The following is a 25090-nucleotide window of genomic DNA, read 5'->3' as shown; positions in this document are numbered from 1 at the left end:
CGCCGGTTCCCGTTGCGGCACAACGGGAACCGGCGCCGACCGGTCAGGAACCCGTGACGGGCGTGGTGGTTGGCAGCCAGCTGGGCCGACTCCCCTCGAAAGTGTCGATCGCCTCGACCTCGCGCAGGGTCAGCGCGATGTCGTCGAGGCCTTCCAGGAGCCGCCACCTCGTGTAGTCGTCGATGGTGAAGGGCAGGACGAGTTCCCCTGCGGTGACGGTGCGCTCCCGCAGGTCCACGGTCACCTCGGTCCCCGGCTCCTGCTCCAGCAGTTTCCAGAGCAGTTCCACGTCCGACTGGGCGCACTGGGCGGCCAGCAGGCCCTGCTTCCCGGCGTTGCCGCGGAAGATGTCGGCGAACCGGCTGGAGATGACGACGCGGAACCCGTAGTCGCCCAGCGCCCAGACGGCGTGCTCGCGGGAGGAACCCGTGCCGAAGTCCGGGCCCGCGACGAGGACGCTCCCGGCGGAGAACCTCGGGTCGTTCAGGACGAAGCCGGGGTCGGACCGCCAGGCGGCGAAGAGCCCGTCAGCGAACCCGGTGCGGGTCACCCGCTTCAGGTAGACGGCGGGGATGATCTGGTCGGTGTCGACGTTGGAACGGCGCAGCGGCACGCCGACCCCGGTGTGCGTGGTGAATGCTTCCATGTTCGGTCACCCCTTCTGGGAAGTAGTCGGGCGCGCTCAGCTCGCCGTGGCCAGGTCGGCGGCGGACAGGTCCTCCGGGGAGGACAGGGTTCCCCGAACCGCGGTCGCGGCGGCGACCAGGGGCGAGACCAGGTGGGTGCGGCCGCCCTTGCCCTGGCGGCCCTCGAAGTTCCGGTTCGACGTCGACGCGCTGCGCTCGCCGGGAGCCAGCTGGTCCGGGTTCATCCCCAGGCACATCGAGCAGCCGGCGGACCGCCACTCGGCCCCCGCCTCCAGGAACACCTCGTGCAGTCCCTCCGCCTCGGCCTGGCCCCGCACCCGCATGGAGCCGGGGACGACGAGCATGCGCACCCCGCCGGCGACCTTCCTGCCCCGCAGCACCTCGGCGGCCGCGCGGAGGTCCTCGATGCGGCCGTTGGTGCAGGATCCGAGGAAGACGGTGTCCACGGCGACCTCCCGGAGCGGGGTGCCGGGCACGAGGTCCATGTAGCTGAGGGCCTTCTCCGCGGCGAAGCGCTCGTTCTCGTCCGCGATCTCGGCGGGGTCGGGCACACGTTCGCCCAACGGGAGGCCCTGTCCGGGATTGGTCCCCCAGGTGACGAAGGGGGTGAGGGAGTCGGCGTCGATGGTCACCTCGGCGTCGAACTCGGCGTCCGGGTCGGTCCGCAGTCCGCTCCAGTACTCGACCGCCGCGTCCCAGTCCGCCCCGTCCGGCGCGTGCGGCCGGCCCCTGAGGTATTCGAAGGTGGTGGCGTCCGGCGCGATCATGCCGGCGCGAGCGCCCGCTTCGATCGACATGTTGCAGACCGTCATCCTGGCCTCCATGGACAGCGCCTCGATGGCGCTCCCCCGGTACTCCAGGATGTAGCCCTGCCCGCCGCCCGTTCCGATCCTGGCGATGACGGCGAGGATGATGTCCTTGCTCGTCACTCCGGGCCGGAGCGTTCCCTCGACGTTGACCGCCATCGTCTTGAACGGCTTCAGCGGCAGTGTCTGCGTGGCGAGGACGTGCTCCACCTCCGAGGTGCCGATGCCGAAGGCGATGGACCCGAACGCCCCGTGCGTCGAGGTGTGGCTGTCGCCGCACACCACGGTCATCCCGGGCTGGGTCAGCCCGAGCTGCGGGCCCACGACGTGCACGATCCCCTGGTCGACATCGCCCATCGGATGCAGGCGGACCCCGAACTCGGCGCAGTTCCGGCGCAGGGTGTCCACCTGGGTGCGCGACACCGGGTCCGCGATGGGCAGGTCGATCCCCGTGGTGGGGACGTTGTGGTCCTCGGTGGCGATGGTCAGGTCCGGCCGGCGCACCGGACGACCGGCCAGCCGGAGACCGTCGAAGGCCTGGGGACTGGTGACCTCGTGCACCAGGTGGAGGTCGATGTAGAGGAGGTCAGGCTCGTCACCGCTCCCCCGACGCACCACATGGGCGTCCCAGACCTTCTCCGCGAGCGTGCGGCCCATTGCTCCTCCCAGCACGAGATGTCGACGTGGCCGTCCCAAGATCTGGACATCCCAGATAACGGGATATTAGTATCGGGACGTGGGACAGCATAGCGGCATCGGCGTGCTTGACAAGGCGGTGGCCGTCCTGAAGGCGGTCGCCCAGGACCCGTGCGGGCTCGCGGAACTCTGCACCAGGACGGGCCTGCCCAGGGCCACCGCGCACCGGCTCGCGGTGGGTCTGGAGGTCCACCGCCTCCTCCGGAGGGGAGCGGACGGCCGCTGGCGGCCCGGGGCGGCCCTCACCGAGCTGGCGGGCGCCACCAGTGACCCGCTCATCGAGGCCTCCGCCACGGTACTTCCCAGGCTTCGGGACATCACGGGCGAGAGCGTGCAGTTGTACCGGCGCGACGGGATGCAGCGGATCTGCATCGCGACCGCCGAACCGCCCAGCGGGCTCCGGGACACCGTCCCGGTCGGCAGCAGGCTGCCGATGACCGCCGGTTCGGGAGCGAAGGTCCTCGCGGCGTGGTCGGACCCGGCGACCCAGCGGGCCATCCTCGTCGACGCGGTCTTCGGGGAACGCACCCTCCTGGAGGTGCGGCGTCGCGGGTGGGCGCAGAGCATCGCCGAACGCGAGGCGGGCGTGGCCAGTGTCTCCGCTCCCGTCCGGGACGCCAACGGCGTCGTGACCGCGGCCATCTCGGTGTCCGGCCCGGTCGAGCGGATCGGCCGCAAGCCCGGCGCGCGGTGGGCCGCGGATCTCCTCGGGGCGGCGGAGGCCCTGCACGTGAAGCTCTGAGGGCACGGGGTGTGCCGGAGTGGCTGGGGCGGGCCGCACCAGGCGACCGGCGGCCCCGCAGGCGTTCCGGTTCCGCACCACGGCGGCCCCACCGCCGGCAGCTCCGCGCGGTCGGCCCTGGACAACGAAAAACCCGGGACTCCGTCATGGAGTCCCGGGTCATTCCTGTAGCCCCGACGGGATTTGAACCCGCGCTACCGCCTTGAGAGGGCGGCGTCCTAGGCCGCTAGACGACGGGGCCAGGAACCGAGAGGAATCGCGCGGTATCGCGCGAAACTCTCCGCTGGGGTACCAGGACTCGAACCTAGACTAACAGGGCCAGAACCTGTCGTGCTGCCAATTACACCATACCCCATTGCCAGGAGGACAATGACTCCGAACTCCGGCCTGCGTCAGCATACCAAAGCGTTCGGAGCTTCTTCCGGTCAGACTCTCGTGACTCTCACCGGGGGGCTCGCCCTGCCGTTGGTGAAGATAGTAGACCACCCGCCAGAGCGAACGAGAACCGGGTCCCCCCACCCGTGCCAGGCGCTGTCAGGAGGCAGGTGTTCCGAGACGGAACAGCAGGTCGGGCAGCTCGGACAACCCGGAGATCACCGAGATCCCCGGTGGCACGGGATCGCTGAGGGAGCTCCGGTCGAGCCACACCCCGTGCAGTCCGGCGTCGCGCGCTCCGAGTGCGTCGAGCGTCACCTTGTCCCCGACGTGCACCGCTTCCTCCGGCCGGACCCCGAGCTCGGCGCAGGCGGTGTGGAAGATGAGCGGATCCGGCTTGGCCACCCCCCGCTCACCGGAGATCACCAGTCGGTCGAAGGCGCCGTCGAGCCCCACCGCCGCGAGTTTGCGGCGCTGGTACGCCCCGGCGGCGTTGGTGATGGCGGCCACCCGGAGCCCCGCCCCCCGCAGCCAGCGCAGGCAGGGCACCGCGTCGTCGAAGAGGGTCCAGGTGCGTTCCGTGGCGGTCAGCCGCCGCTGTTCCCACGCCGCGGCCTCCTCCTCGTCGACCTGCCGCCCCAGGTCGGTGAGGAAGGCACGGGTGCGCTGGCGACGCATCGTGTCGAAGTCCACCTCGCCAGCGGCGTACCGGGCGTGGTGCCGCTCCGAGGTTCGTTGCCACATGGGCCAGGACTGGTCGTCCCCCAGCAGTTCGACCAGACCGGTCCGCGCGGACGTGCAGTAGTCGACCAGGGTGTCATCGATGTCGAGGCAGACCGCTCGAACGCGGTGCAGCCGAGTGTCCGAGGAAGTCGCGAGCGCGGATGTCACCCCGTGAGACTAGGTACTGGCGCAGCGTGCGAATGCCCCCCAGCGGGGTGATTTGGGCCTGGCCTGCATCGATCCAGCGGATCACCGCCCGTGACCGGCCTTCCGGCCGGTCACGGAGTGGTCCGGTTCACGTGGCGAGGGCGCGGACCCGCCGCAACACCTCGTCCGGCCCGAGCGCACGGGCCACCTCGGCCAGGTCGGGGCTCCTGGTGGACCCGGTCAGTGCGACCCGCACCAGCTGGGAGGCTTCCCTGATCGACCCCGGGTAGGCGTCGGGGTTCTTCTTGAACTCCTTGGCGTTCTTCGCGAAGCCGTGCCGGGCGGCCAGTTCCCTGATCTGCCCGAACCACTCCTGGGGATCGTCCAACGGCTGGTAGCCGTCCGCGAAGTCGGCGGCCAGCGTGCGCACCAGTTCGGGGTCGAGACCGCCGAGACGTTCGTCGGCGGGGTCGTTCACCACCGCGAACAGCTGGGGGAAGAAGAAGCCGTACACGGGGCGGAAGTCCGACCACTTCCGGAGGTCCTTGCGCGGGTTCTCCACGCCCTCACGCTCCACGGCGAGCGCCCGCAGCGCGAGGTCCCGGTCCGCCTCGAGGACCGCGACCAGGTCGGGGTCGTGCGTGGTGGCCCAGGCCGAGACCGCGTCCACGATGGTCGCGCCGGACAGGGTGGCGATGTGGTCGGCGCTGATGTCCTCCAGTTTGACGAGGTCGACCAGCGGGCCGGCGACCCCGCACTCCGCCAGCCGGATGGGCTCGACCAGCGCCTGCTCCAGCGGCAACTCCGCGAGGCGTCCGTTGGCGAGGCCGCGCAGGTAGTAGCGGACCGCCTCGGAGGGGTAGCCGGCCTCGACGTAGAAGTCGACCGACGCCTCCGGGTCCTTGCGCTTGGACAGCTTCCGCCTGCTCCCCCCCTGCTGCTTCATCAGGGGGGCGATGTGGGCGTACTCGACCTGGTCGAAACCGAGGGCCTCGAAGAGCTGGAGGTGCAGCGGTACCGAGGAAATCCACTCCTCGCCCCGGATGACGAGGTTGACCCGCATCAGGTGGTCGTCCACGGCGTGCGCGAAGTGGTAGGTCGGCAGTCGGAGGGGCTGGTCCGAGGACTTGAGGATGACGGCGTCGTTCCTGTTCGCCTCGTGCTCGAGCTCGCCTCGGATGGCGTCGGTGTAGCGGACCCTCTCCTGGGGGCCGGCCTCGGCGCGGAACCGCACCACGTAGGGCTCACCGGCGTCGAGCTTGGCCCGGACCTCGGCCGGGTCGGCGTCGCGCCAGATCGCCCACCGCCCGTAGTAGCCGGTGGGGAGCTTCGCCACCTGCTGGGCGCCGGTGATCTCGGCGAGTTCGTCCTTCGTGGCGAAGCACGGGTACGCACGGCCCTGGCGGAGCATCTCCCGGACGTAGGTCAGGTAGATCTCGGAGCGCTGGGACTGGTGGTAGGGGCCGTAGGCGCCCGAGTCACCAGCCTCGTCCGGCTGGATGGAGAAGTACTCGAAGGCGCGGTCGAACTGCTCGACCGCCCCGGCCACCTCCCGGGACTGGTCGGTGTCCTCCACCCGCACCAGGTACGTCCCACCGCTGTGGTGCGCGATGTCCCTGTCGATCAGGCCGACGTACACGCCACCGATGTGCATGAAACCCGTCGGCGAGGGACCGATCCGGGTGACCTTGGCCCCCTCCGGGAGGTCACGGGGCGGGTAGCGCCGTTCCCAGTGCTCCGGCTCGGGCAGATCGGACGGGAACAACGCGTCGATGGTGGCTCGATCGAGCATCAGCGGAGATCTCCAACACACACCTGCGGAAGGGACACGTGAGGCTACCAACCCCGCTGGTCGGACGGGCGAACGCTCGCACGCTCCGAGGAGCTGGCGCGCCCCTCCGCCCTGGTGGGACGGGCTGGCTACCCATCCGACGAGCAATTGCGGCCCTCCCGACGGCTCAGCACAGTGGGAGGTCCGAGGAGCGGACGAGGCGGGGGTCGGATGCGGGCCACGGACTGTGTGGTGATCGGCGGCGGGCCGGCGGGGATGATGCTCGGGCTCCTCCTCGCCCGGGCGGGGGTGGAGGTCACCGTCCTGGAGAAGCACGGCGACTTCCTCCGCGACTTCCGGGGCGACACCGTGCACGCCTCGACGCTCCAGCTGCTGGACGAGCTCGGTCTCGGACCCGCGTTCGACGCGGTGCCCCACCGGCTGGTCGAACACTTCCAGATCCTGACCGACTCGGGTCCGGTCGTGACGGCGGACCTGCGACGGCTTCCGGGCCCGCACAAGCACATCGCGTTCGTACCGCAGTGGGACTTCCTCGACATGCTGGCCGCCGCCGCCTCCCGGGAGCCCACCTTCGAACTGCGGATGCGCACCGAGGCCATCGGCCTGGTGCGGCGGGGCCGGCGGGTCACCGGAGTGCGGGTGCGGGAGCCGGACGGGCGGGTGCGGGAGATCGCGGCCGGGCTCGTGGTGGGCTGCGACGGACGCGACTCCCGGCTGCGGGAGGCCGCCGGTCTGCGGGCCCGTTCCTTCGGTGTCCCCCTCGACGTGCTGTGGTTCCGGCTCCCTCGGCGACCCGACGACATCGAGGGCACGACCGGGCGGTTCTCGCAGGGGCACGCGATGGTCCTGATCGACCGGGGCGACTACTTCCAGTGCGCGTTCCTCATCCGCAAAGGGGAGCACCACCGCGTCCTCGCCGAGGGGCTGCCGGCCTTCCGGCAGCGGGTGACCGACCTGCTGCCCTGGCTCGCCGACCGGGTGGACTCGCTGACGTCCCTGGACGAGCTCCGGCTGCTGTCGGTGCGCCTGGACCGGCTGCGCACCTGGGAGGCGCCTGGCGTGCTCTTCATCGGGGACGCGGCGCACGCCATGTCACCGGTGGGCGGGGTCGGCATCAACCTCGCGATCCAGGACGCGGTGGCCGCCGCGAGGTACCTGGCCGCTCCCCTGCTGACCGGGCGGCTCCGCACCGCCGATCTCCGCAGGGTCCGACGCCGTCGCTGGTTGCCCACCGTGGCGACACAAGGCCTGCAACGTCGCCTGCACGCCGGGTTCCTCCGTGACGCGCTCGACCGCGACGCCCCGACCCCACCACTCCTGGTCAGGACGCTCCGCCGGTTCCCGTGGCTGCGGGTCGTCCCCGCCTACCTGGTGGCCGTCGGCCTCGTCCCGGAGCACGCGCCCCCGTTCGCCCGCAGGCCTCCGGCGAGGGGAGGGGACCCGGCGGACCGGACGGCCACCAGACCCGTCAACGGGAGACGACCGGGTTGGTCAGGGTTCCGATTCCCTCGACGGTGACCGACACCGACTGCCCCTCCCTGATCTGCCCGACCCCCGCCGGCGTTCCGGTGAGGATGACGTCGCCCGGCAGCAGCGTCATCACGCGCGAGACCCATTCGACCAGCGCGGGCACGTCGTGCAGCAGCTGCGAGGTGCGGCCGTCCTGGCGCAGTTCCCCGTCGAGCTCGGTCCGCACGGCGAGGTCGGAGGGGTCGATCTCGGTCTCGATCCACGGGCCGAGCGGGCAGAAGGTGTCGTGCCCCTTGCCCCGGGTCCACTGCCCGTCCGCCCGCTGCTGGTCCCGTGCCGTCACGTCATTGGCCACGGTGTACCCGAGGATGACGTCCTTGGCCCTCGCGCGCGGGACGTCCCGGCACGGCTGCCCGATGACGACGGCCAGCTCGCCCTCGAAGTCGACGTGCGTCGAGTCGGTGGGCAACCGGATGGGTAGCGCGGGCCCGACCACCGAGGTGGACGGCTTGAGGAACATCACCGGGTCGGCCGGCGGCTCGCCGCCCATCTCCCTGGCGTGCTCGGCGTAGTTCTTCCCGATGCACACCACCTTGCTGGGCAGGATGGGCGCGAGCAGGCGCACGTCGGCGAGCGGCCACTGCCGGCCGGTGAAGTCGGGCGTGCCGAAGGGGTGCTCCCTGATCTCGGCCGCGACCTCGTCGCCTCCGTCGTTCCGCTGGATGGCGACGAAGGGAAACCCGGTTCCCTCGGGATGAGCGATCCGCCCCAAACGCACGTGTCGTCCTCCTGTTCCGCGTGCTGGCACGACCTGCACACCGTAGGACAGCGGGTCGACGCCGCCCACGACTGGCACGTCTAGGCCACCGGCTGGCGCGTCGACCGGTAGACGAGCGCGTCGCACAGCGCGAGCCAGCTGGCCTCGACGATGTTGCCGTGCACCCCGACCGTCGTCCACTCCCGCTCGCCGTCGGTGGAGTTCACCAACACCCTGGTGACCGCGCCGGCACCTCCCTCGGTGACCGCGTCCTCGGTGAGGATGCGGACCTTGTAGTCCACGAGTTCCACCTCGTCCACCCAGGGCAGTCGGCCGGCGAGTGCCTTGCGGAGAGCGGCGTCGAGTGCCTGGACCGGGCCGGTGCCCTCGGCGGTGGCGATCACCCGCTCGCCCTCGACGTGCATCCGCACCGTCGCCTCGGCCACCACGGTCCCGTCCGCGTGGTGGTCGAGGACGACCCGGTAGGACTCCAGGCGGAACGGCTGCTCCACGGGGGCCGCGCTGGTCACCTCGTCGAGGTCCCGGTTCAACTCGCCCCGGAGCAGCAGCTCGAGCGAGGCGTCGGCCGACTCGAAGGACCAGCCCCGGGCCTCCAGTTCCTTGACCCGGCGCACGGTGCGCCCCACCGCCTCGGAACGGCCGGCCAGCGACAGCCCGAACTCGCGTCCCTTGAGCTCGATGCTGGACCGGCCGGCCATCTCCGTGACCAGGACCCGCATCCGGTTGCCGACCACCTCGGGGTCGAGGTGGTTGTACAGCTCGGGGTCCACCTTGATCGCGCTCGCGTGCAGCCCAGCCTTGTGGGCGAAGGCCGAGGACCCGACGTAGGCCTGGTGGGTGTCGGGCACGAGGTTGGCGATCTCGGCGATGGCGTGCGAGACCCTGGACAGCTCCGCCAAGCGCCCCGGAGGCAGGGCGGGGACGTCCATCTTGGTGACGAGGTTGCCGAGGACGGCGAAGAGGTCAGCGTTGCCGGCTCGTTCCCCGTACCCGTTCGCCGTGCACTGGACGTGGCTGGCGCCGGACCGGACGGCGGCCAGGGAGTTGGCCACCGCGCACGAAGTGTCGTCCTGGCAGTGGATGCCGACCCGGAAGCCGGTGCGGCCCACCACCTCGGCCACCACCTCCCCGACCCGGTCGGGCAGCCAGCCGCCGTTGGTGTCGCAGAGCACCGCCACGTCCGCTCCGGCGTCCACGGCGGCGGTGAGCACGCCGAGGGCGCAGTCGGGGTCGTACGCGTAGCCGTCGAAGAAGTGCTCGGCGTCCACGAAGACCCGCCGGCCCTCGGCGACCAGGTGCCGGACCGTGTCGGCGACCATCGCCTCGTTCTCGGCGACGTCGGTGCGCAGTGCCCGTTCGACGTGGCGGCGGTCGGCCTTGGCCACGAGGGTGACCGCCGGCGTCCGGGCGTCGAGCAACGCCTGGACCTGCTGGTCCTCGGCGACGGGCACACCGGGGCGCCGGGTGGCGCCGAAGGCGACGAGGACCGCGTGGCGCAGCGGCAGTTCCCCGGATGCCGCCCTGGCGAAGAACTCGGTGTCCTTGGGGAGGGCGCCCGGCCACCCGCCCTCGATGAACCCCACCCCGAGCGAGTCCAGCAGGCGAGCCACCGCCAGTTTGTCGTTCACGGAGTAGGAGATGCCCTCGCGCTGCGCGCCGTCACGCAGCGTCGTGTCGTAGACGTGGAACGAGTCACCGAGGGGGGTTGCTGCCGGGGCGAAGCGGGTCACGGGGAACTCCTGCCGTGCTCATCAGGGATCGGGGTCCGCGTTCTGCTGCGGTCGGGGCCGGGAAAAACAAAAGACCCCTCGCCGGGGTGCGAGAGGTCTGCGCGCCGAGGTGCTTGTGCAAGCACTTACTCGGCGCGCTGGCGAATAATGATCACGCTGCGGTGAGACATGGGCAGCATAATGTCACATGGAGTGGTCGGAGTCCACCTGGGGGTCAGGTGTTCCCAGCATCCGGAACGAGGTGGTGGTCCCCTCTCCCGGTGGGTGGACGTGGCCGAACGGCCGGGCGAGGGATCTCCTCGACTGGGCCGACCGCCGAGAACATCCGCCGGTCGCCGGACGCGCGGGGTGGGCCGGGAGCCGGCGGTTCCGCGCGGGTCGGAACCCGGGACACCGCCTGACGGCCGTGGTGCCGGTCGTCCCGGGGACCGCGCGGCTCCGACACCCGTCACCCGGGTGGTCGCGGTGCCCTGCCCGTCTGGTGCCCGCCGCCGGCGCCAACAGCCACCCGGTGTCCCGCCTCCGTCCGACCGGCGCCCCCGCTCCGGTTCGCCGCGTTCTCACCTCCCGCGGTGGGGAGGGCCGGACCATCGCCGTGCCTCGGTCCGCCGCGTGCGTGGTCCGTCCCCGGCGGCCCCGGGGACGGACCCCACCGCTCACGCGGTCGGCGGCAACTCGACCGGGCGTGCCGCCCGGTCGTTGGACGACACCAGTGCGGCCAACCGGTCTCCGATGGCGTAGGTGGCGCCGGGGGACGCGTGGTCGCGGGTGGCGAGGTCGAAGGCCACCGAGGCCTCGATGCGCTTCGCGGACTCGCGGTAGCCGAGGTGGTCGAGCATCAGCGCGACCGAGAGCACGGCGGCGGTGGGGTCGGCCACGCCCTGGCCGGCGATGTCCGGAGCGCTGCCGTGCACCGGCTCGAACATGCTGGGATTGCGCCGGGTGACGTCGAGGTTCCCGCTGGCGGCCAGGCCGATGCCGCCGGTGACCGCCGCCGCGAGGTCGGTGAGGATGTCCCCGAAGAGGTTGTCCGTCACGATGACGTCGTACCGCCCCGGGTCGGTCACCATGTGGATGGTCACCGAATCGACGTGCTGGTAGCTGACCGACACCTCCGGGTGCTGGAGGGAGATCTCCTCCACGACCCGGGACCACAGCGAACCGGCGTGGGTCAGGACGTTGGTCTTGTGCACCAGGGTGAGGTGCTTGCGCGGACGGTTCGCCGCCCGCGCGAAGGCGTCCCGCACCACGCGTTCGACCCCGAAGGAGGTGTTGATGCTCACCTCGGTGGCGACCTCGTGGGGGGTGTCCTTGCGCAGGAGCCCACCGTTGCCCGCGTAGAGGCCCTCCGTCCCCTCGCGCACCACCACCATGTCGATGTCGGACGGGTCCGCCAACGGCGAGCGCACGCCCGGGTACAGCCGGGCCGGTCGCAGGTTGACATGGTGGTCGAGCTCGAAGCGGAGGCGCAGCAGCAGGCCGCGCTCGAGGATGCCACTGGGTACCGACGGGTCGCCGACCGCGCCGAGCAGGATCGCGTCGTGCTGCCGGAGTTCGGTGAGCACCGACTCGGGTAGCAGTTCCCCGGTGGAGTGCCAGCGCGCCGCCCCGAGATCGTAACGAACGATCTCGGCATCCGGAACAACCTCGCCGAGCACCTTCAACGCCTCGGCGACGACTTCGGGCCCGATCCCGTCGCCTGGGATCACAGCGAGCCGCATCCACACACCTCCTGGGTCGCGATCCCATTTCACGGGACCATTTCGCACCGCGCAGGCTACCTGCCCGGCAATTGCCACTCACATACCGGACACCCGTTCGAGGTGATCTTTCCCGCGCCGCGGGCGATCACTCGACCAACAATCCCCCTTCCGAGTTAACACAGCAAGGGTGCCCGGGCCCGCGACCGGACCCGAGCACCCCCGCCGGGTGAGAGTGGACGGCCCCCAGGGACCGTCCACTCCGTCAGGTGATCACGATGCGATCGGCGGGGTGCTGCCGACCGTCACGACCTGCGCCCGCTGACCACTCGCGTTGTGCTGGTGCAGCAGGAGGAGGCTGGCGTCACCGGCGGTCTCCGCGTTCCGGTTGACCACCAGGGCGGTCCCGGGCCTCGCGTGGTAGGACACGGCGGCGTCGCCGCCGCCCTGCACCCACAGGCCGGGGTTGAGCGGGTCGAAGGCCATCGGCTCGTCGATGAGGTCGATCAGGGTCGACCCCGCCTCGTACTGGCCGTACCGACCGGAGACGCCCGCGGTGTAGGACAGCGGGGCGGCCTCGGCGGTCGGGTCGATCCCCAACGCCGACAGCGACACCGGCAGCACCAGCACGTTGGTGTCGAAGACGTTGGTGTCCACGTCACCGAACCGCGTGTTGACCGGCTGGATGTCGACCACCGGGTGGTTCGGGGCGTTGAGGTCGACGGTCGCCGCGACCAGCACGTCGCTGCTGGCGTACTTGGTCACGTAGGTCTCGAAGTCCGGTATCCCGTCGCCGTCGATGTCGATGTTCACGAAGGGCGTCGTGTTGCTGCCGACGTTGTACCAGTTGCTCCACGTCGTGATGCCGAACGCGAGCAGCGCCGACTCCGGCCGCCCCTGGGCCACCGCGAGCGGAGCGGTCGAGGTGGCACCCACGTACCTGAGGTCACCGCCCTTGGCCGTCTCGTTCACCGTGCAGCCGACGACGACCTCCTCGGTGCACTCGGGGAGCTGGGGGCTCTCCCCGTGGAGTTCGAGCGCGGTGACCAGCGAACGGTAGGCCTCACTGCCCTCACCCTGGTCGAGACCCGTGCCGGTCAGGTTCAGCACCCCCTGGTCGGCGTCCTCGGGCACGCGGACCCAGGACGAGGCCTGGATCTCGGCGACCGGCTTGGGCGCCGCGTACACCGGCACCCGCAGGTCGATCCCGTGGCGGCGCTTGGGCGTCAGCAGCAGCCGACCCGAGGCGTCGGAGACGTACTGGCGGGCCTCCCCGGCCTGTTCCAGGGCGATGGTCGGGTCGGGGGTCCTGGTGAGGGCCGTCGGGTCGTCGATCCGCAGTGTCACGTCCAGCCGGACCTGGCCCCGGGGCGGGACGGTGACGTTGCGGCGGGAGAGCTCGTAGCGGACGCCGGGGATCTCGGTGGCGGCCTCGTAGGACACGTCGTAGCTCTCGGCGCGGCCGCTCTTGTTCTCGATCTTGACCGTCTTGCTCTTCGCGATCGGGCCGGCGACCTCGACCACGCCGAAGGACACGCTGACGGCCCCCGGGTCGTCCTCGACGTAGGCGAGGACCTGGTTGTCCAGTGCGGCGGCGGCGTCGATGCGGCCCGAGCCGACGCGGTTGGGCCCGTAGACGGTCCCCTCGGGGCCGCCAGTGGTGATGTCCGCGCCAGCGGTGTTCATCAGCGCGGCCTTGATCTCCTCGGGGGTCCAGTCCGGACGCTTCTCCCGCAGCATCGCGGCGATGCCGGTGGTGTGGGGCGCGGCCATCGACGTTCCACTGAGGACGACGGGCTTGTCGCCGCTGCCGGAGAGCGCGGAGGCGATGGTGTCACCCGGCGCGGCGATGTCCGGCTTGACGACCGGGCCCCGCGTTCCCCGTGAGGTGCTGGGGCTCGGGGTGTCGGTGAGGGCCTCGTCGTAGGTCTTCACCGAGGTGCGCAGCTCCTCGGCGAAACGCATCTCCAGCTCGCCGCTCTCCAGCGCCGGCCGGAGCTGCTCCGTCGCGCTCCCGGTGAACTGGATGACGGGGATGCCGGCGTTGCCGGCGATACCGGCGGAGAAGTGCTCCTCGGTGGAGGAGAAGACCGCTCCGACGGCGCCGGCCGCCTCCGCGTTGTCCGCCCGGCCGACGGACCCGCACCGGCGGGTGCTGTCGTCGTCGTCCCACTCCAGCCAGGCGATCCGGCCCGCGACGGCGGCGGCGTCAGCGTCGGAGAAGGGGTCGCAGCCGTCGAGGTTGGACTCGGTGGTCAGCGGCACGACCGGCGCGGTCAGGTCCAGGTCGGCGTATCCGGCGTAGTCCTGGCTGTACTGGCCCGCGTAGTCACCGGCCACCGACTCGGGTGCCGTGGCCCTCGCGCCGTCCCGCAGGACGTAGGAGTCGCGCGTGTTGGCGACGGTGATCGCCTCCGCGGTGTTCCCCGGCGAGCCACCGATGTCGTAGAGGTCGGAGCCGTTGCCGGCCGAGAAGACCGTGACGACGCCGTGCTGGTTCAGCTTGCGGACGAACAGGCTGTTGGGGTCGTCCGGAGCGCCGTAGTTGCTCCCCAGCGAGAGGTTGACGATGTCGAGCCGGTCGCCGAAGTCGCCGTCCTGGTCGGGGTCCAGCGCCCAGTCCAGGGCCTGGGCGGTGACCGCCGTCGATCCGGAGCAGCCGAAGACCTTGATCGAGTAGATCAACGCCTCGGGCGCGGTGCCCGGTCCGATGCGCATCTCGTCGAGCGCGTCGGGGGTGAGCTCGGAGTAGTCGCCGTCGAAGGTGCTCCCGTCGGCGTTGACCCCGAAGCCGGCCGCGCTGCCCGCGACGTGGGTACCGTGCCGGCCGCAGGAGATCGGGTTGTCGTTCGGCTTCGGCGTGTTCAGCGCCGGATCGGGGCTGCTCGCGTCGTAGTCGTCCCCGACCAGGTCGATACCGCCGACCACCTTGTCCGTGGGGAAGTAGGCGGGGTCGGCGACGTCCCGGTCGACGGCCTCGTAGGCCTCGCGGGTGCCCGGCCCGCCGAACATGGCGTGCGTGTAGTCCACGCCGTCGTCGATGATCCCGATCCGGATCCCCTCACCGAACCGCCCGGTGTTCTCCCACGCCTTGACGGTGTTGGTGAGGGCGGTGGCCGTGGAGTTGGTGCGTTCCTCCGGCGTGATCTGCCGGATGGACCGGACGTCCCCCCGCTCGGCGAGCTGGCGCACCCGCTCGGCGTCGGCGGTGACAGCCACGCCCGGCACGGCGTTCGAGGTCGTGTAGAGGACCTGGGCGCCCTGGTCGCGGGCTTCCAGGTCGTCGACGACGACGTCCGCGGTGCGCTCGGTGCGGGTCCTGGCGCGGACGGCGGCGTCCTGCGCCGCGTCGTCCCCCGCCCCGGCCTGCTGTTGCTCGACGAAGACGTCGACGGCGGCCCGGCTCTCCAACTCGATGAAGACCGAGATGTCGCCGGCCGCGGCCGCGACGGCGGGCGCCACCTTGTCCAGCGGCGTGTCCGTCGAGCCACCGGCGGCGGCGGCGAGCCCGTCGGCCAGCGGCAGTTCGGTCTCCGCCGAGTCCTGCGCGACGGCGGTTCCACTCAGGCCGGTCACCGCCAGCACGGCGGTGAGTGCCACGGCGGACCGGGCGCCTCGGCGCCGGCCGGCGGTGGCGGAACCTGACCGGGTTCTCAGCCCTGTTCTTCGGGTACGACTCACTCTGGATACCCCTAGCGAGGCCTTCTCCGACCACCGCCAGTTCGCGACGTGTCACGCCGTCGTTCCCGAACGGACGCCCTCGTCAGCGGGAACTGGCCCGGCGTCGCGCCCTCTACGACACCTGGTCCTGCCTCAAGGAGGGAACTTAACGCGATTGCCAGGTCCTTCAGTTACGCCGAAAGGGTGAATACTCCACACCGATTTGAACAGAGTTGTCACGCCATGAGGCATGAAGTCGCCGCACTGGCCGCCATGGAGTGATCACGGTCGTGGGAGCGTGGACGACCGAAACTGGTCAGGCGACGGACCGGCGCTCACCCCGCGGTGGCGCCGGGGATGAGGGCAGGGCGAGGGAGGGCCACGCGGCCGGGGACGTCACGACGTTCGGGCAGCTCCCGCACGCCGCAGGGCGGCCGCACCGCCTGGCGTGGGCGGCGGAGCCGGAGGTGGTGCGCCGGGGACGCCCGCTGCGGGCACCCACGCCGAAGAGGACACTGAGCAGCCGCGGGACGGGGCCAGCGGCCCGCCGCCCTCCCGCGAGCACGGGGCGCCCCGGTCCGGAACGCGCGGGCGCGGGAGGGCGGCCTCCACCCCACCGGGGCCGGGAGGCCCCGGCACCGTGGCCCACCGGGCGGCGGAGGTCGACCCCGAGGTGGGGTACGGCCACCCGACCTCGGGGCGCGCGGTGGTGCGACACCGGCGGCGCCCGGGCGGAGAACGCGTCACGCGCCGGAGGCGCGGATCGGCCGCGACGGAGCGGCGCGTACGGTCGAGGCGTCCCCGCCCAGGCGATCCAGGATCAGTCGAAGGACACCGCGTGCACGGTACGGGCGCCGATGGCGGCGCCGGTGGGCTCCAGGACGTTGCCGGTCACGGGGCGGTCCACCCGCAGCAGCATCGTGGCGTCGGTGCCCTCCGTGGTCTGCGAGATCTGCGCGGCCTCGATGTTCACCCCGGCCTCACCGAGCAGCGTGCCCACCGTGCCCATGACGCCGGGGCGGTCGCTGTACTCCAGCAGCAGGATGTTGCCCTCCGCGCGGAGGTCGAAGTGGCGGCCGTTGATCTCGACGAGCTTCTCCACCTGCCCCCGACCGGTCAGCGTGCCCGAGACGCTCACGGAGGAACCGTCGGGCAGCGCGGCTCGGAGGGTCACCAGGCTGCGGTGGTTCGCGCTCTCGCTCTCCTTGCGCACGTCCACGGCGACGCCCAGCTCGGCGGCGAGCCGAGGAGCGTTGACGAAGGTGACCTGGCTCTCGACCACCTTGGAGAACACGCCCCGCAACGCCGCGAGCGGCAGGACGCTGACGTCCTCGGCCGCCAGTTCACCCCGCACCTCCACGGTCACCGACGCGGGGGAGGCGGAGGCCAGCGCCGTGAGCACGACGCCGAGCTTCTGGGTCAGCGGCAGGTAGGGCCGGACCTCCTCGCCCACCGCGCCCTCGGTCTGCACGTTCACCGCGTCCGGCACGAAGTCGCCGCGCAGGGCGAGCAGCACCGACCGGGCGACGTCCGTCCCGGCGCGGTCCTGCGCCTCGGCCGTCGAGGCGCCCAGGTGCGGGGTCACCACCACCTGGGGGAGCTCGAAGAGGGGGCTCTGGGTGATCGGCTCGGTGGAGAAGACGTCGACTCCCGCGCCCCCCACCTGACCGGAGCGCACGGCCTCGGCCAGGGCGTCCTCGTCGACCAGACCACCCCGGGCCGCGTTGACCAGCAGCACGCCCTTCTTGGTCCGCGCCAGCTGCTCCGCACCGATCAACCCCTTGGTCTCCGGGGTCTTGGGCAGGTGGATCGAGATCGCGTCTGCGCGGGCGAGCAGCTCGTCCAGGCTCACCAGCTCGATACCGAGCTGCGCGGCCCGGGCCGCCGACACGTAGGGGTCGTAGGCGATCAGCTCGGTGTCGAAGGCGGCCAGCCGCTGCGCGACGAGCTGGCCGATCTTGCCGAGGCCGACGACACCGACGGTCTTGCCCCGCAGCTCCACACCGGAGAAGGAGCTGCGCTTCCAGGCACCGCCGCGAAGACTGGCGTCGGCCGCCGGGATCCGGCGCGCCACGGAGAGCAGCAGCGCTACGGCGTGCTCGGCTGCCGAGACGATGTTCGAGGTCGGAGCGTTGACGACCATGACACCGCGCTCGGTGGCGGCCGGCACGTCCACGTTGTCGAGGCCGACACCCGCCCTGGCGACCACCTTCAGCCTGCCGCTCGCCGACAGCACCTCCGCGTCGACCTTGGTCGCGGAACGCACGAGCAACGCGTCGGCCTCGGCCACCGCGGACAGCAGTGCCGGCCGGTCGGTCCCGTCGACGTGACGGACCTCGACCTCGTCACCAAGCGCTTCCACCGCCGAGGGCGCCAGCTTCTCGGCTATCAGGGCAACAGGACGGCTGGGGGTGCTCACAGACATGCTCCAGGGTCGCGATCCTCGGGCCACCCCGTCCGTGGAGCGGCAGGAGCAGCTTAGCCCGAGTTTGTGAAAGGATTCTCAAAGGGTGGCAGAGCTGACGCCGACAGCCACGATGCGTCCACGGAGTGGGACGAACGACGCGAGGAACCGGACCCCCGCGCGGAAACGGGACGGACCACACCTTCCCACTCCCTGGGACCCCCGGGCCGCCGCCGGTCACGGCTCGTCGAACTCGCCGTCCTTCGCACCCTCCACGAAGGCATCCCACTCGGCCTGGGTGAACACCAGGACGGGCCCCTCCGGGTCGGCGCCGTTGCGCATGAGGATGTACTCCTCCACGAAGGCGATCTCGACGCCCTTGTGGTCCTCGTCCTCCGTGCTGGTGATCCACTCCGCGTTGGAGATGTCCAGCTTGCCCCGGACATGCGCCTTGTCGTCGTAGATCGGGACCTCGTTGCCCTCGCGCTGGATCTCGTGGCTCACCGGGCGCTCTCCCTGTGTTGGCGGTGGAGTACGTCGTCGCGACAGCCGTCGGGCTGTCACCTTGCGCGACGAACCGTATACCCGTAGGGGAAACCGCTCGCACGAGGTGCCGGTGGCCCGGGCTCACCACCCCGCCCGGGCCACCGGCCGATGACCACGACCGGGGTCAGTTGGTCTCGGTGATCGGGCGGTCCACCCAGGACATCAGGCCGCGCAGCTTCCTGCCGACCTCCTCGATCGGGTGAGCCTCGCCCTCGGCCCGCAGCCGCGTGAAGTTCGGGCGCCCGGCCTCCTCCTCGGCCACCAGTTCCTTCGCGAAGGTGCCGTCCTGGATCTCGCCCAGGATGCGGCGCATCTCCTCCTTGACCGCTGGCGAGATGACCCGGGGGCCCCGCGTCAGGTCGCCGTACTCGGCCGTGTCCGAGATCGAGTACCGCATCCGGGAGAGGCCGCCCTCGTAGAGCAGGTCCACGATGAGCTTCAGCTCGTGGAGGACCTCGAAGTAGGCGATCTCCGGCTGGTAGCCGGCCTCGGTCAGCGTCTCGAACCCGGCCTGGATCAGCGCCGTGGTGCCACCGCAGAGGACGACCTGCTCACCGAAGAGGTCGGTCTCGGTCTCCTCCTTGAAGGTCGTCTTGATGACACCCGCGCGGGTCCCGCCGATGCCCTTCGCCCAGGCGAGGGCGAGAGCCTGCGCGCCGCCGGTGGCGTCCTGCTCCACCGCGATCAGCGCGGGCACACCCTTGCCGTCGACGAACTGCCGGCGCACGAGGTGACCGGGGCCCTTCGGCGCGACCATCGCCACGTCCACGTCCGCCGGGGGGCTGATCAGCCCGTAGCGGATGGACAGGCCGTGCCCGAAGAACAACGCGTCACCGGGCTTGAGGTTGGGAGCGATGTCCTTCTGGTAGATCCCGGCCTGGAGGTGGTCCGGAGCCAGGATCATGATCACGTCGGCCTCGGCGGCGGCCTCCGAGGTCGTCACGACCCGGAGTCCCTCCTCCTCGGCCTTCACCCGCGACTTCGAGCCCTCGGCGAGGCCGATGCGGACGTCGACACCGGAGTCGCGCAGGCTCAACGCGTGGGCGTGGCCCTGGCTGCCGTAGCCGATGACGGCGACCTTCCTGGCCTGGAGCACACCGAGGTCGGCGGCGTCGTCGTAGAAAATCTCGGCACTCATTCCTGGTTCCTTCTCTGTGGTGTTCTGTGGTGTGCTTCCCCGGGCGCGAGCGGTCGGCTCAGCGCACCGCGGAGGCGGTGATGGACCGCGCCCCCCGACCGAGCGCGACCATCCCCGACCGGACCATCTCGCGGACGCCGTAGGGTTCGAGCATCCGCAACAGCGCGTCCAGTTTGTCCGCCGTCCCGGTGGCCTCCACCGTCACGGCCTCCGGCGCGACGTCGACGACCTTGGCGCGGAAGAGCTGCACGGTCTCCAGGACCTGCGTGCGCACCGTGGCGTCGGCGCGGACCTTGACCAGCAGCAGTTCACGCTGCACCGAGGCCACCGGATCCAGTTCGACGATCTTGATCACGTTGACCAGCTTGTTGAGCTGCTTCGTGACCTGTTCGAGCGGCAGCTCGTCCACCGCGACGACGATCGTCATCCGGGAGATGTGCGGGTACTCGGTCTCCCCCACGGCGAGCGACTCGATGTTGAAGCCCCGTCGGGAGAACAGGCCGGCCACCCTGGCCAGCACACCCGGCTTGTTCTCCACCAGCACGCTGAGCGTGTGCCGACTCATCTGCCCTGCTCCTGTTCCTCGGAATCCCGTCCGGCTGTCCGACCGCGGTGTTGGGGCCGGCTCATACGTCCGACTCGTCGAAGTCCGGGCGGATGCCCCGGGCCGCCATGACCTCGTCGTTGCCCGCACCCGGCCCGATCATCGGCCACACCTGGGCGTCCTTGCCGACGACGAAGTCGAGCACGACCGGCCGGTCGTCGATCTCCAGCGCGCTGGTGATCGTCGCGTCGACCTCCTCCCGGGACTCGCAGCGGAAGGCGGCGCAGCCCAGCGCCTCCCCGAGCTGGACGAAGTCCGGGATCCGGTGCTTGTGGGTGCCCAGGTCGGTGTTGGAGTAGCGCTCCGAGTAGAACAGGCTCTGCCACTGGCGGACCATGCCCAGGTTCCCGTTGTTGATGACGGCGACCTTGATCGGGATGCCCTCGATCGCGCAGGTCGCCAGTTCCTGGTTGGTCATCTGGAAACAACCGTCGCCGTCGATCGCCCACACCTCGGTGTCCGGCCGACCCATCTTCGCGCCCATCGCCGCGGGCACCGCGTACCCCATCGTGCCCAGACCGCCGGAGTTGATCCAGCTGCGGGGGGACTCGTACCGGATGAACTGGGCCGCCCACATCTGGTGCTGGCCGACGCCGGCCGTGTACACGGCGTCGGGCCCCACGAGCGCGCCGATCCGCTCGATGACGTACTGCGGCGACAACGTCCCGTCCGCCGGCCACTCGTAGCCGAGGGGGAAGCGCTGCTGCCAGTTCGCGACCTGCGCGCGCCAGGGCGCCAAGTCGGCCCGTCCGCCGTGGTCGAACTCCTCCCGCAGCGCGTCGAGGAGGTCGACGACCACCTCACGGCAGTCGCCGACGATGGGCACGTCGGCACGGCGGTTCTTCGAGATCTCCGCCGGGTCGATGTCGGCGTGGATGACCTGCGCCTCCGGCGCGAAGGAGGAGAGCCGACCGGTGACCCGGTCGTCGAAGCGGGCACCGAGCGCGATCAGCAGGTCCGCCCGCTGCATCGCGGTGACCGCCGAGACCGTGCCGTGCATCCCGGGCATGCCCAGGTGGAGGGGGTGCGAGTCCGGGAACGCGCCCCGGGCCATCAGGGTGGTGACGACCGGGATCCCGGTCAGGTCGACCAGCTCGCGCAGCTCCGCGACCGCCTCGGCCTTGAGCACGCCGCCCCCGACGTAGAGCACCGGCCGCCGGGCCGCGCTGATCATCTTGGCCGCCTCCCGCACCTGCTTGCCGTGCGGCCGCGAGGTGGGGCGGTAGCCGGGCAGCTTCATCTCCGGCGGCCAGGCGAACGAGGTGGTCTCCTGGAGGACGTCCTTGGGGATGTCCACGAGCACGGGCCCCGGCCGCCCCGTGGAGGCGAGGTGGAAGGCCTCCGCGATCGTCCTGGGGATGTCGGCGGGATCGGTGACCAGGAAGTTGTGCTTGGTCACCGGCTGCGTGATCCCGCAGATGTCCGCCTCCTGGAAGGCGTCGGTGCCGATCAGCCCCCGCGACTGCTGCCCGGTGATCGCCACGACGGGCACCGAGTCCATGTTCGCGTCCGCGAGGGGCGTGACGAGGTTGGTGGCACCGGGCCCCGAGGTGGCCATGCACACCCCGACCCGCCCGGTGGCCTGGGCGTACCCGGTGGCGGCGTGGCCGGCGCCCTGCTCGTGGCGGACGAGCACGTGGCGCACCTTCCGCGAGTCCAGCAACGGGTCGTAGGCCGGGAGGATGGTGCCGCCGGGAATCCCGAAGACGACCTCGCAGCCCACCTCCTCCAGGGAGCGGACGAGCGACTGGGCGCCCGTCACCTGCACCGGAGCGCCGGTGGGCGGCGCCGGCTTGGGCCTGGCCGGCCCGGCGGGCGCCGGAGCCGGGGCTGGTCGTGCGTTGGCGCTGGTCATGTGCTCTGCCTCGTTGATCTCGAGAGTGCGGGGCCGTCAAACAAAAAACCCCCGGTAGCCCGAAGGGCCACGCGAGGGTTGGCGCGTCGACGCTGCGATTCCCTAAGCGTCGGCGCGCCAGGGAAGTACGAGAACGTCAATCAGTCGCAGCACGCGTCGTAGGTTGCCACAGTCGGTGAGTGGCGTCAACTCTGCGGGACGCCGTCCCGAATGGTGGACACTGGAGGAGCACACCTCCCCGCCGACCTGCGCGAACTCCGCGCACTGACCGTGAGGGAGCCCTGACGTCCGGGGGACCCGCCGCCGCTCGGAAGGGGGAAGTCCCTCCGGAACCGGCACGCGCGCGCGGGTCGACGACGTCCACGACGACGCCGGTACCCGCCCGCCGGCGCGCGTCGCGAGGCCGGGGTTTGGGGCCGGGCGGGGCGGGACCAGGTCGTTCCCGGGCTCGGTGGCGGTGGGAGTATCGAAGGCATGAGCGTGGTGGACGAGAAGCAGCCAGGCGAGACGGACGTCGAGCGGAGGCCGGTGACGTTCCGCCTCTCGCCGGTGGCCTACCTCGGGATCGGGTTCCTCGCGCTGTGCGCGACACCGGTCGCCTTCGGGGCACCCGGCCTCCAGGTGGTCTACCTGGTCCCCCTGGCGCTGGCCTTCGCCCTGCACCGGTGGCGAACGGTCGCGTCGACCTCCGGGCTGACCGTATTCCGGATGATGGGCACCATCGAACTGCCCTGGTCCGAGGTGACCTCGCTGCGCATCGTCGGCGAATCGACGGTGCGGGCGGTGCGGGCCGACGACTCCGAACTCCCGCTGCCGGCCGTCCGGCCACGGGACCTCCCGCTGCTCTCCCTCGCCAGCGGGGGGCAGGTACCCGACCCCCTCGCCACCGCCGGCGATGACGGCGGCGGAACCGGTGCGAGCGCGTCCCCGGCGGCCGAGAGCACGGAAGCCCCCGGCACGGCGGCCACCGACACCGGGACGACCTCCCCCACCGACGTCGCCGGTGAGGCCGGCTCGAACGCCCCGGGCGCTCCCGGCGACTCCGACTCCGAACGCTGAGAACGCGCCCCGGGCGCCACCGGCCAGGCCACCCGGCGCCGCGACGGGGGTAGTCTCGGGAACACCGCCCATCCACCACTGGGCTGTCGGTGGCCGGCCGGTCGCCCCGGGTCACCATCCGAGGCCACGGGCCGGTTCGCGACAGGACCGGGCCCCACGGGAGTTCCCGCTCCCGCGTCCGTCCCGGGTACCGCCCGTCGGCCGCGTCCGCTCCCACACCGCCGGGGAGACGCCGCCCCCGTCCGACAGTTCGACACCGAGCCCACCTCCGGGCTCCCGGGCCGGCAGCCCCGTCGGCCCGGACCACGACAGACGCTGGTTCCTGGGAGGAGCTGTGCCCCAACTGCGCTCCCGCACCACCACCCACGGCCGCAACGCCGCGGGGGCTCGTGCGCTGTGGCGTGCCACCGGCATGACCGACACCGACTTCGGCAAGCCGATCGTCGCCATCGCCAACTCGTACACCCAGTTCGTGCCAGGGCACGTGCACCTCAAGGACATGGGCGACCTGGTGGCCGGGGCCGTACGGGAGGCCGGCGGCGTCGCCAGGGAGTTCCACACCATCGCCGTCGACGACGGCATCGCCATGGGCCACAGCGGCATGCTCTACTCGCTGCCCTCCCGCGAGATCATCGCCGACGCCGTCGAGTACATGGTCGAGGGGCACCAGGCCGACGCGCTCGTGTGCATCTCCAACTGCGACAAGATCACCCCGGGGATGCTCAACGCGGCGATGCGGCTGAACATCCCCACCGTGTTCGTCTCGGGTGGCCCGATGGAGGCCGGCAAGGCCGTCGCCGTCGACGGCGTCACCCGGGCGCCCACCGACCTGATCACCGCGATCTCGGCCTCGGCGAGCTCCGAGGTCGACGACGCCGGCCTCTCCGAGGTGGAACGCTCGGCCTGCCCGACCTGCGGTTCCTGTTCCGGGATGTTCACGGCGAACTCCATGAACTGCCTCACCGAGGCCCTGGGCCTGGCCCTGCCGGGCAACGGGTCCACCCTGGCCACCCACGCCGCCCGCCGGGAGCTGTTCCTGGCCGCCGGTCGCACCGTGGTGGAGATCGCCCGGCGCTGGTACGAGCAGGACGACGACTCCGTCCTGCCCAGGTCGGTGGCCAGCAAGAAGGCTTTCGAGAACGCGATGGCCCTGGACATGGCGATGGGTGGCTCGACGAACACCGTGCTGCACATCCTGGCCGCCGCCCAGGAGGGCGAGGTCGGCTTCGACCTCGCCGACATCGAGGCGATCAGCAGGCGGGTGCCCTGCCTGTCGAAGGTCAGCCCCAACTCCGACTACCACATGGAGGACGTGCACCGGGCCGGCGGCATCCCCGCCATCCTCGGTGAGCTGGACCGGGGCGGGATGCTCCACCGGGACGTGCACTCGGTGCACTCGCCCACCCTCGCCAGCTGGCTCGCCGAGTGGGACATCCGGTCCGGTCAGGCGTCCGACCGTGCCATCGAACTCTTCCACGCCGCTCCCGGCGGGGTGCGCACGACCAAGGCGTTCTCCACGGAGAACCGGTGGGTCTCCCTGGACACCGACGCCGAGGCCGGCTGCATCCGTGACGTCGACCACGCCTACACCGTGGACGGCGGCCTCGCCGTGCTGCGGGGCAACCTCGCCGAGGACGGCGCCGTCATCAAGACCGCCGGCATCGACGAGGAGCTCTGGCGGTTCCAGGGGCCGGCCCGGGTGGTCGAGAGCCAGGAACAGGCGGTGTCGGCGATCCTCTCCCGCGAGATCCAGCCCGGGGAGGTGCTGGTCGTCCGCTACGAGGGGCCGGCGGGCGGCCCGGGGATGCAGGAAATGCTGCACCCCACCGCCTTCCTCAAGGGCTCCGGTCTCGGCAAGAAGTGCGCCCTGATCACCGACGGCCGCTTCTCCGGCGGTTCCTCCGGGATCTCCGTCGGCCACATCTCGCCGGAGGCCGCCGGTGGTGGCCTGATCGGCCTGGTGGAGAACGGGGACCAGGTCCTCATCGACGTCCGGGAACGCCGGTTGGAGCTGCTGGTGGACGAGGCCGTCCTCGCCGAGCGGCGCGCCAAGATGGAGGCGTCCGAACGTCCGTGGCAGCCGGTGGACCGGCAGCGGAAGGTGTCGGCGGCGCTGCGGGCGTACGCCCGGCTCGCCACCCCTGCCTCACTGGGCGCCGTGCGCGACCCGCTGCGCTGAGCCGCACCCCGGGGCGAGAACCGAACGGCCCGGCCACCC

General features: G+C 71.4%; 17 protein-coding genes and 2 tRNA genes. 4 read left to right on the top strand and 15 right to left on the bottom strand.

All coding sequences use genetic code 11. From position 1 onward, the window contains the following. Window positions 1–43: 43 nt before the first annotated feature. Together leuD and leuC are read right to left on the bottom strand one after the other, a co-directional pair. Window positions 44–646, bottom strand: a complete 603-nt coding sequence (gene leuD / locus ACTIDRAF_RS0206345) for a 3-isopropylmalate dehydratase small subunit (RefSeq protein WP_016697882.1) — start codon at window positions 644–646, stop codon at window positions 44–46. A 36-nt stretch (window positions 647–682) separates the two neighbouring features. Then, complete coding sequence (gene leuC / locus ACTIDRAF_RS0206340; protein WP_016697881.1) at window positions 683–2110, bottom strand: 3-isopropylmalate dehydratase large subunit; 1428 nt, start codon at window positions 2108–2110, stop codon at window positions 683–685. A gap of 79 nt (window positions 2111–2189) precedes the next feature. Here leuC and ACTIDRAF_RS0206335 point away from each other — a divergent pair, with 79 nt between their 5' ends. Continuing rightward, complete coding sequence (locus tag ACTIDRAF_RS0206335) at window positions 2190–2891, top strand: IclR family transcriptional regulator (protein ID WP_052168721.1); 702 nt, start codon at window positions 2190–2192, stop codon at window positions 2889–2891. 168 nt (window positions 2892–3059) lie between these two features. On the opposite strand, the gene ACTIDRAF_RS0206330 is transcribed toward ACTIDRAF_RS0206335, so the two are convergent. The 4 genes from ACTIDRAF_RS0206330 to ACTIDRAF_RS0206315 all read right to left on the bottom strand — a co-directional run bounded on the left by ACTIDRAF_RS0206330 (window position 3060) and on the right by ACTIDRAF_RS0206315 (window position 5928). Then, window positions 3060–3132 (bottom strand) — tRNA-Glu (locus ACTIDRAF_RS0206330). Window positions 3133–3174: 42 nt separating this feature from the next. After that, a tRNA-Gln gene (locus ACTIDRAF_RS0206325) sits at window positions 3175–3246 on the bottom strand. 179 nt (window positions 3247–3425) lie between these two features. Beyond that, window positions 3426–4157: an HAD family hydrolase gene (locus tag ACTIDRAF_RS0206320; protein WP_016697878.1), complete on the bottom strand. Its 732-nt coding sequence runs from the start codon at window positions 4155–4157 to the stop codon at window positions 3426–3428. A gap of 127 nt (window positions 4158–4284) precedes the next feature. Then, window positions 4285–5928 carry a glutamate--tRNA ligase gene (locus ACTIDRAF_RS0206315; protein ID WP_016697877.1) on the bottom strand — a complete coding sequence of 548 codons (1644 nt, stop codon included), beginning with the start codon at window positions 5926–5928 and terminating at the stop codon, window positions 4285–4287. 210 nt (window positions 5929–6138) lie between these two features. Between ACTIDRAF_RS0206315 and ACTIDRAF_RS0206310 the strand changes: the two genes are divergently transcribed. Continuing rightward, on the top strand, window positions 6139–7446 hold the full coding sequence (locus ACTIDRAF_RS0206310; RefSeq protein WP_016697876.1) for an FAD-dependent oxidoreductase: 1308 nt from the start codon (window positions 6139–6141) through the stop codon (window positions 7444–7446). Here ACTIDRAF_RS0206310 and ACTIDRAF_RS0206305 read toward each other — a convergent pair. The 9 genes from ACTIDRAF_RS0206305 to ACTIDRAF_RS0206265 form a co-directional block, all read right to left on the bottom strand. Beyond that, window positions 7397–8176, bottom strand: coding sequence for a fumarylacetoacetate hydrolase family protein (locus tag ACTIDRAF_RS0206305; RefSeq protein ID WP_016697875.1), 780 nt, complete (start codon window positions 8174–8176; stop codon window positions 7397–7399). The two genes, ACTIDRAF_RS0206310 and ACTIDRAF_RS0206305, sit on opposite strands and share 50 nt — an antisense overlap. 80 nt (window positions 8177–8256) lie before the next feature. Beyond that, the gene (cimA, locus tag ACTIDRAF_RS0206300) at window positions 8257–9906 is read right to left on the bottom strand and encodes a citramalate synthase (protein WP_016697874.1); all 1650 of its coding nucleotides are present in this window, start codon (window positions 9904–9906) and stop codon (window positions 8257–8259) included. 656 nt (window positions 9907–10562) lie between these two features. Further along, window positions 10563–11627, bottom strand: a complete 1065-nt coding sequence (locus ACTIDRAF_RS0206295; protein ID WP_026065833.1) for a 3-isopropylmalate dehydrogenase — start codon at window positions 11625–11627, stop codon at window positions 10563–10565. Between the two features lie 252 nt (window positions 11628–11879). After that, window positions 11880–15206, bottom strand: a complete 3327-nt coding sequence (locus ACTIDRAF_RS0206290) for a S8 family serine peptidase (RefSeq protein WP_016697872.1) — start codon at window positions 15204–15206, stop codon at window positions 11880–11882. An 880-nt stretch (window positions 15207–16086) separates the two neighbouring features. Then, entirely contained in the window at window positions 16087–17691 is a 1605-nt protein-coding gene (gene serA, locus ACTIDRAF_RS0206285) for a phosphoglycerate dehydrogenase (protein ID WP_425359118.1), read from the bottom strand. Between the two features lie 216 nt (window positions 17692–17907). Next, complete coding sequence (locus tag ACTIDRAF_RS0206280) at window positions 17908–18174, bottom strand: DUF397 domain-containing protein (RefSeq protein ID WP_016697870.1); 267 nt, start codon at window positions 18172–18174, stop codon at window positions 17908–17910. Window positions 18175–18340: 166 nt separating this feature from the next. Then, window positions 18341–19354, bottom strand: a complete 1014-nt coding sequence (gene ilvC, locus ACTIDRAF_RS0206275; protein ID WP_016697869.1) for a ketol-acid reductoisomerase — start codon at window positions 19352–19354, stop codon at window positions 18341–18343. Between the two features lie 58 nt (window positions 19355–19412). Continuing rightward, window positions 19413–19919 (bottom strand): acetolactate synthase small subunit, encoded by a 507-nt coding sequence (gene ilvN / locus ACTIDRAF_RS0206270; RefSeq protein WP_016697868.1) that lies wholly within the window; start codon window positions 19917–19919, stop codon window positions 19413–19415. A gap of 61 nt (window positions 19920–19980) precedes the next feature. Further along, window positions 19981–21726, bottom strand: coding sequence for an acetolactate synthase large subunit (locus ACTIDRAF_RS0206265; protein ID WP_026065830.1), 1746 nt, complete (start codon window positions 21724–21726; stop codon window positions 19981–19983). Window positions 21727–22287: 561 nt separating this feature from the next. Between ACTIDRAF_RS0206265 and ACTIDRAF_RS27545 the strand changes: the two genes are divergently transcribed. Both ACTIDRAF_RS27545 and ilvD read left to right on the top strand, forming a co-directional pair. After that, the gene (locus ACTIDRAF_RS27545; RefSeq protein ID WP_016697866.1) at window positions 22288–22872 is read left to right on the top strand and encodes a PH domain-containing protein; all 585 of its coding nucleotides are present in this window, start codon (window positions 22288–22290) and stop codon (window positions 22870–22872) included. Between the two features lie 334 nt (window positions 22873–23206). After that, the gene (gene ilvD / locus ACTIDRAF_RS0206255) at window positions 23207–25051 is read left to right on the top strand and encodes a dihydroxy-acid dehydratase (protein ID WP_016697865.1); all 1845 of its coding nucleotides are present in this window, start codon (window positions 23207–23209) and stop codon (window positions 25049–25051) included. Window positions 25052–25090: the final 39 nt, after the last annotated feature.

This window comes from Actinoalloteichus spitiensis RMV-1378, from assembly GCF_000239155.1.
Lineage (GTDB): Bacteria > Actinomycetota > Actinomycetes > Mycobacteriales > Pseudonocardiaceae > Actinoalloteichus_B > Actinoalloteichus_B spitiensis.
Note: the sequence above shows the minus strand (reverse complement) of the source record. Positions and strands in the feature narration are given on the sequence as shown.

Coding starts and splice junctions, on each gene's coding strand:
- leuD (WP_016697882.1), bottom strand. CDS start 646: ATGGAAGCATTCACCACGCACACCGGGGTCGGCGTGCCGCTGCGCCGT.
- leuC (WP_016697881.1), bottom strand. CDS start 2,110: ATGGGCCGCACGCTCGCGGAGAAGGTCTGGGACGCCCATGTGGTGCGT.
- ACTIDRAF_RS0206315 (WP_016697877.1), bottom strand. CDS start 5,928: ATGCTCGATCGAGCCACCATCGACGCGTTGTTCCCGTCCGATCTGCCC.
- ACTIDRAF_RS0206310 (WP_016697876.1), top strand. CDS start 6,139: ATGCGGGCCACGGACTGTGTGGTGATCGGCGGCGGGCCGGCGGGGATG.
- ACTIDRAF_RS0206295 (WP_026065833.1), bottom strand. CDS start 11,627: ATGCGGCTCGCTGTGATCCCAGGCGACGGGATCGGGCCCGAAGTCGTC.
- serA (WP_425359118.1), bottom strand. CDS start 17,691: ATGTCTGTGAGCACCCCCAGCCGTCCTGTTGCCCTGATAGCCGAGAAG.
- ilvC (WP_016697869.1), bottom strand. CDS start 19,354: ATGAGTGCCGAGATTTTCTACGACGACGCCGCCGACCTCGGTGTGCTC.
- ilvN (WP_016697868.1), bottom strand. CDS start 19,919: ATGAGTCGGCACACGCTCAGCGTGCTGGTGGAGAACAAGCCGGGTGTG.
- ACTIDRAF_RS27545 (WP_016697866.1), top strand. CDS start 22,288: ATGAGCGTGGTGGACGAGAAGCAGCCAGGCGAGACGGACGTCGAGCGG.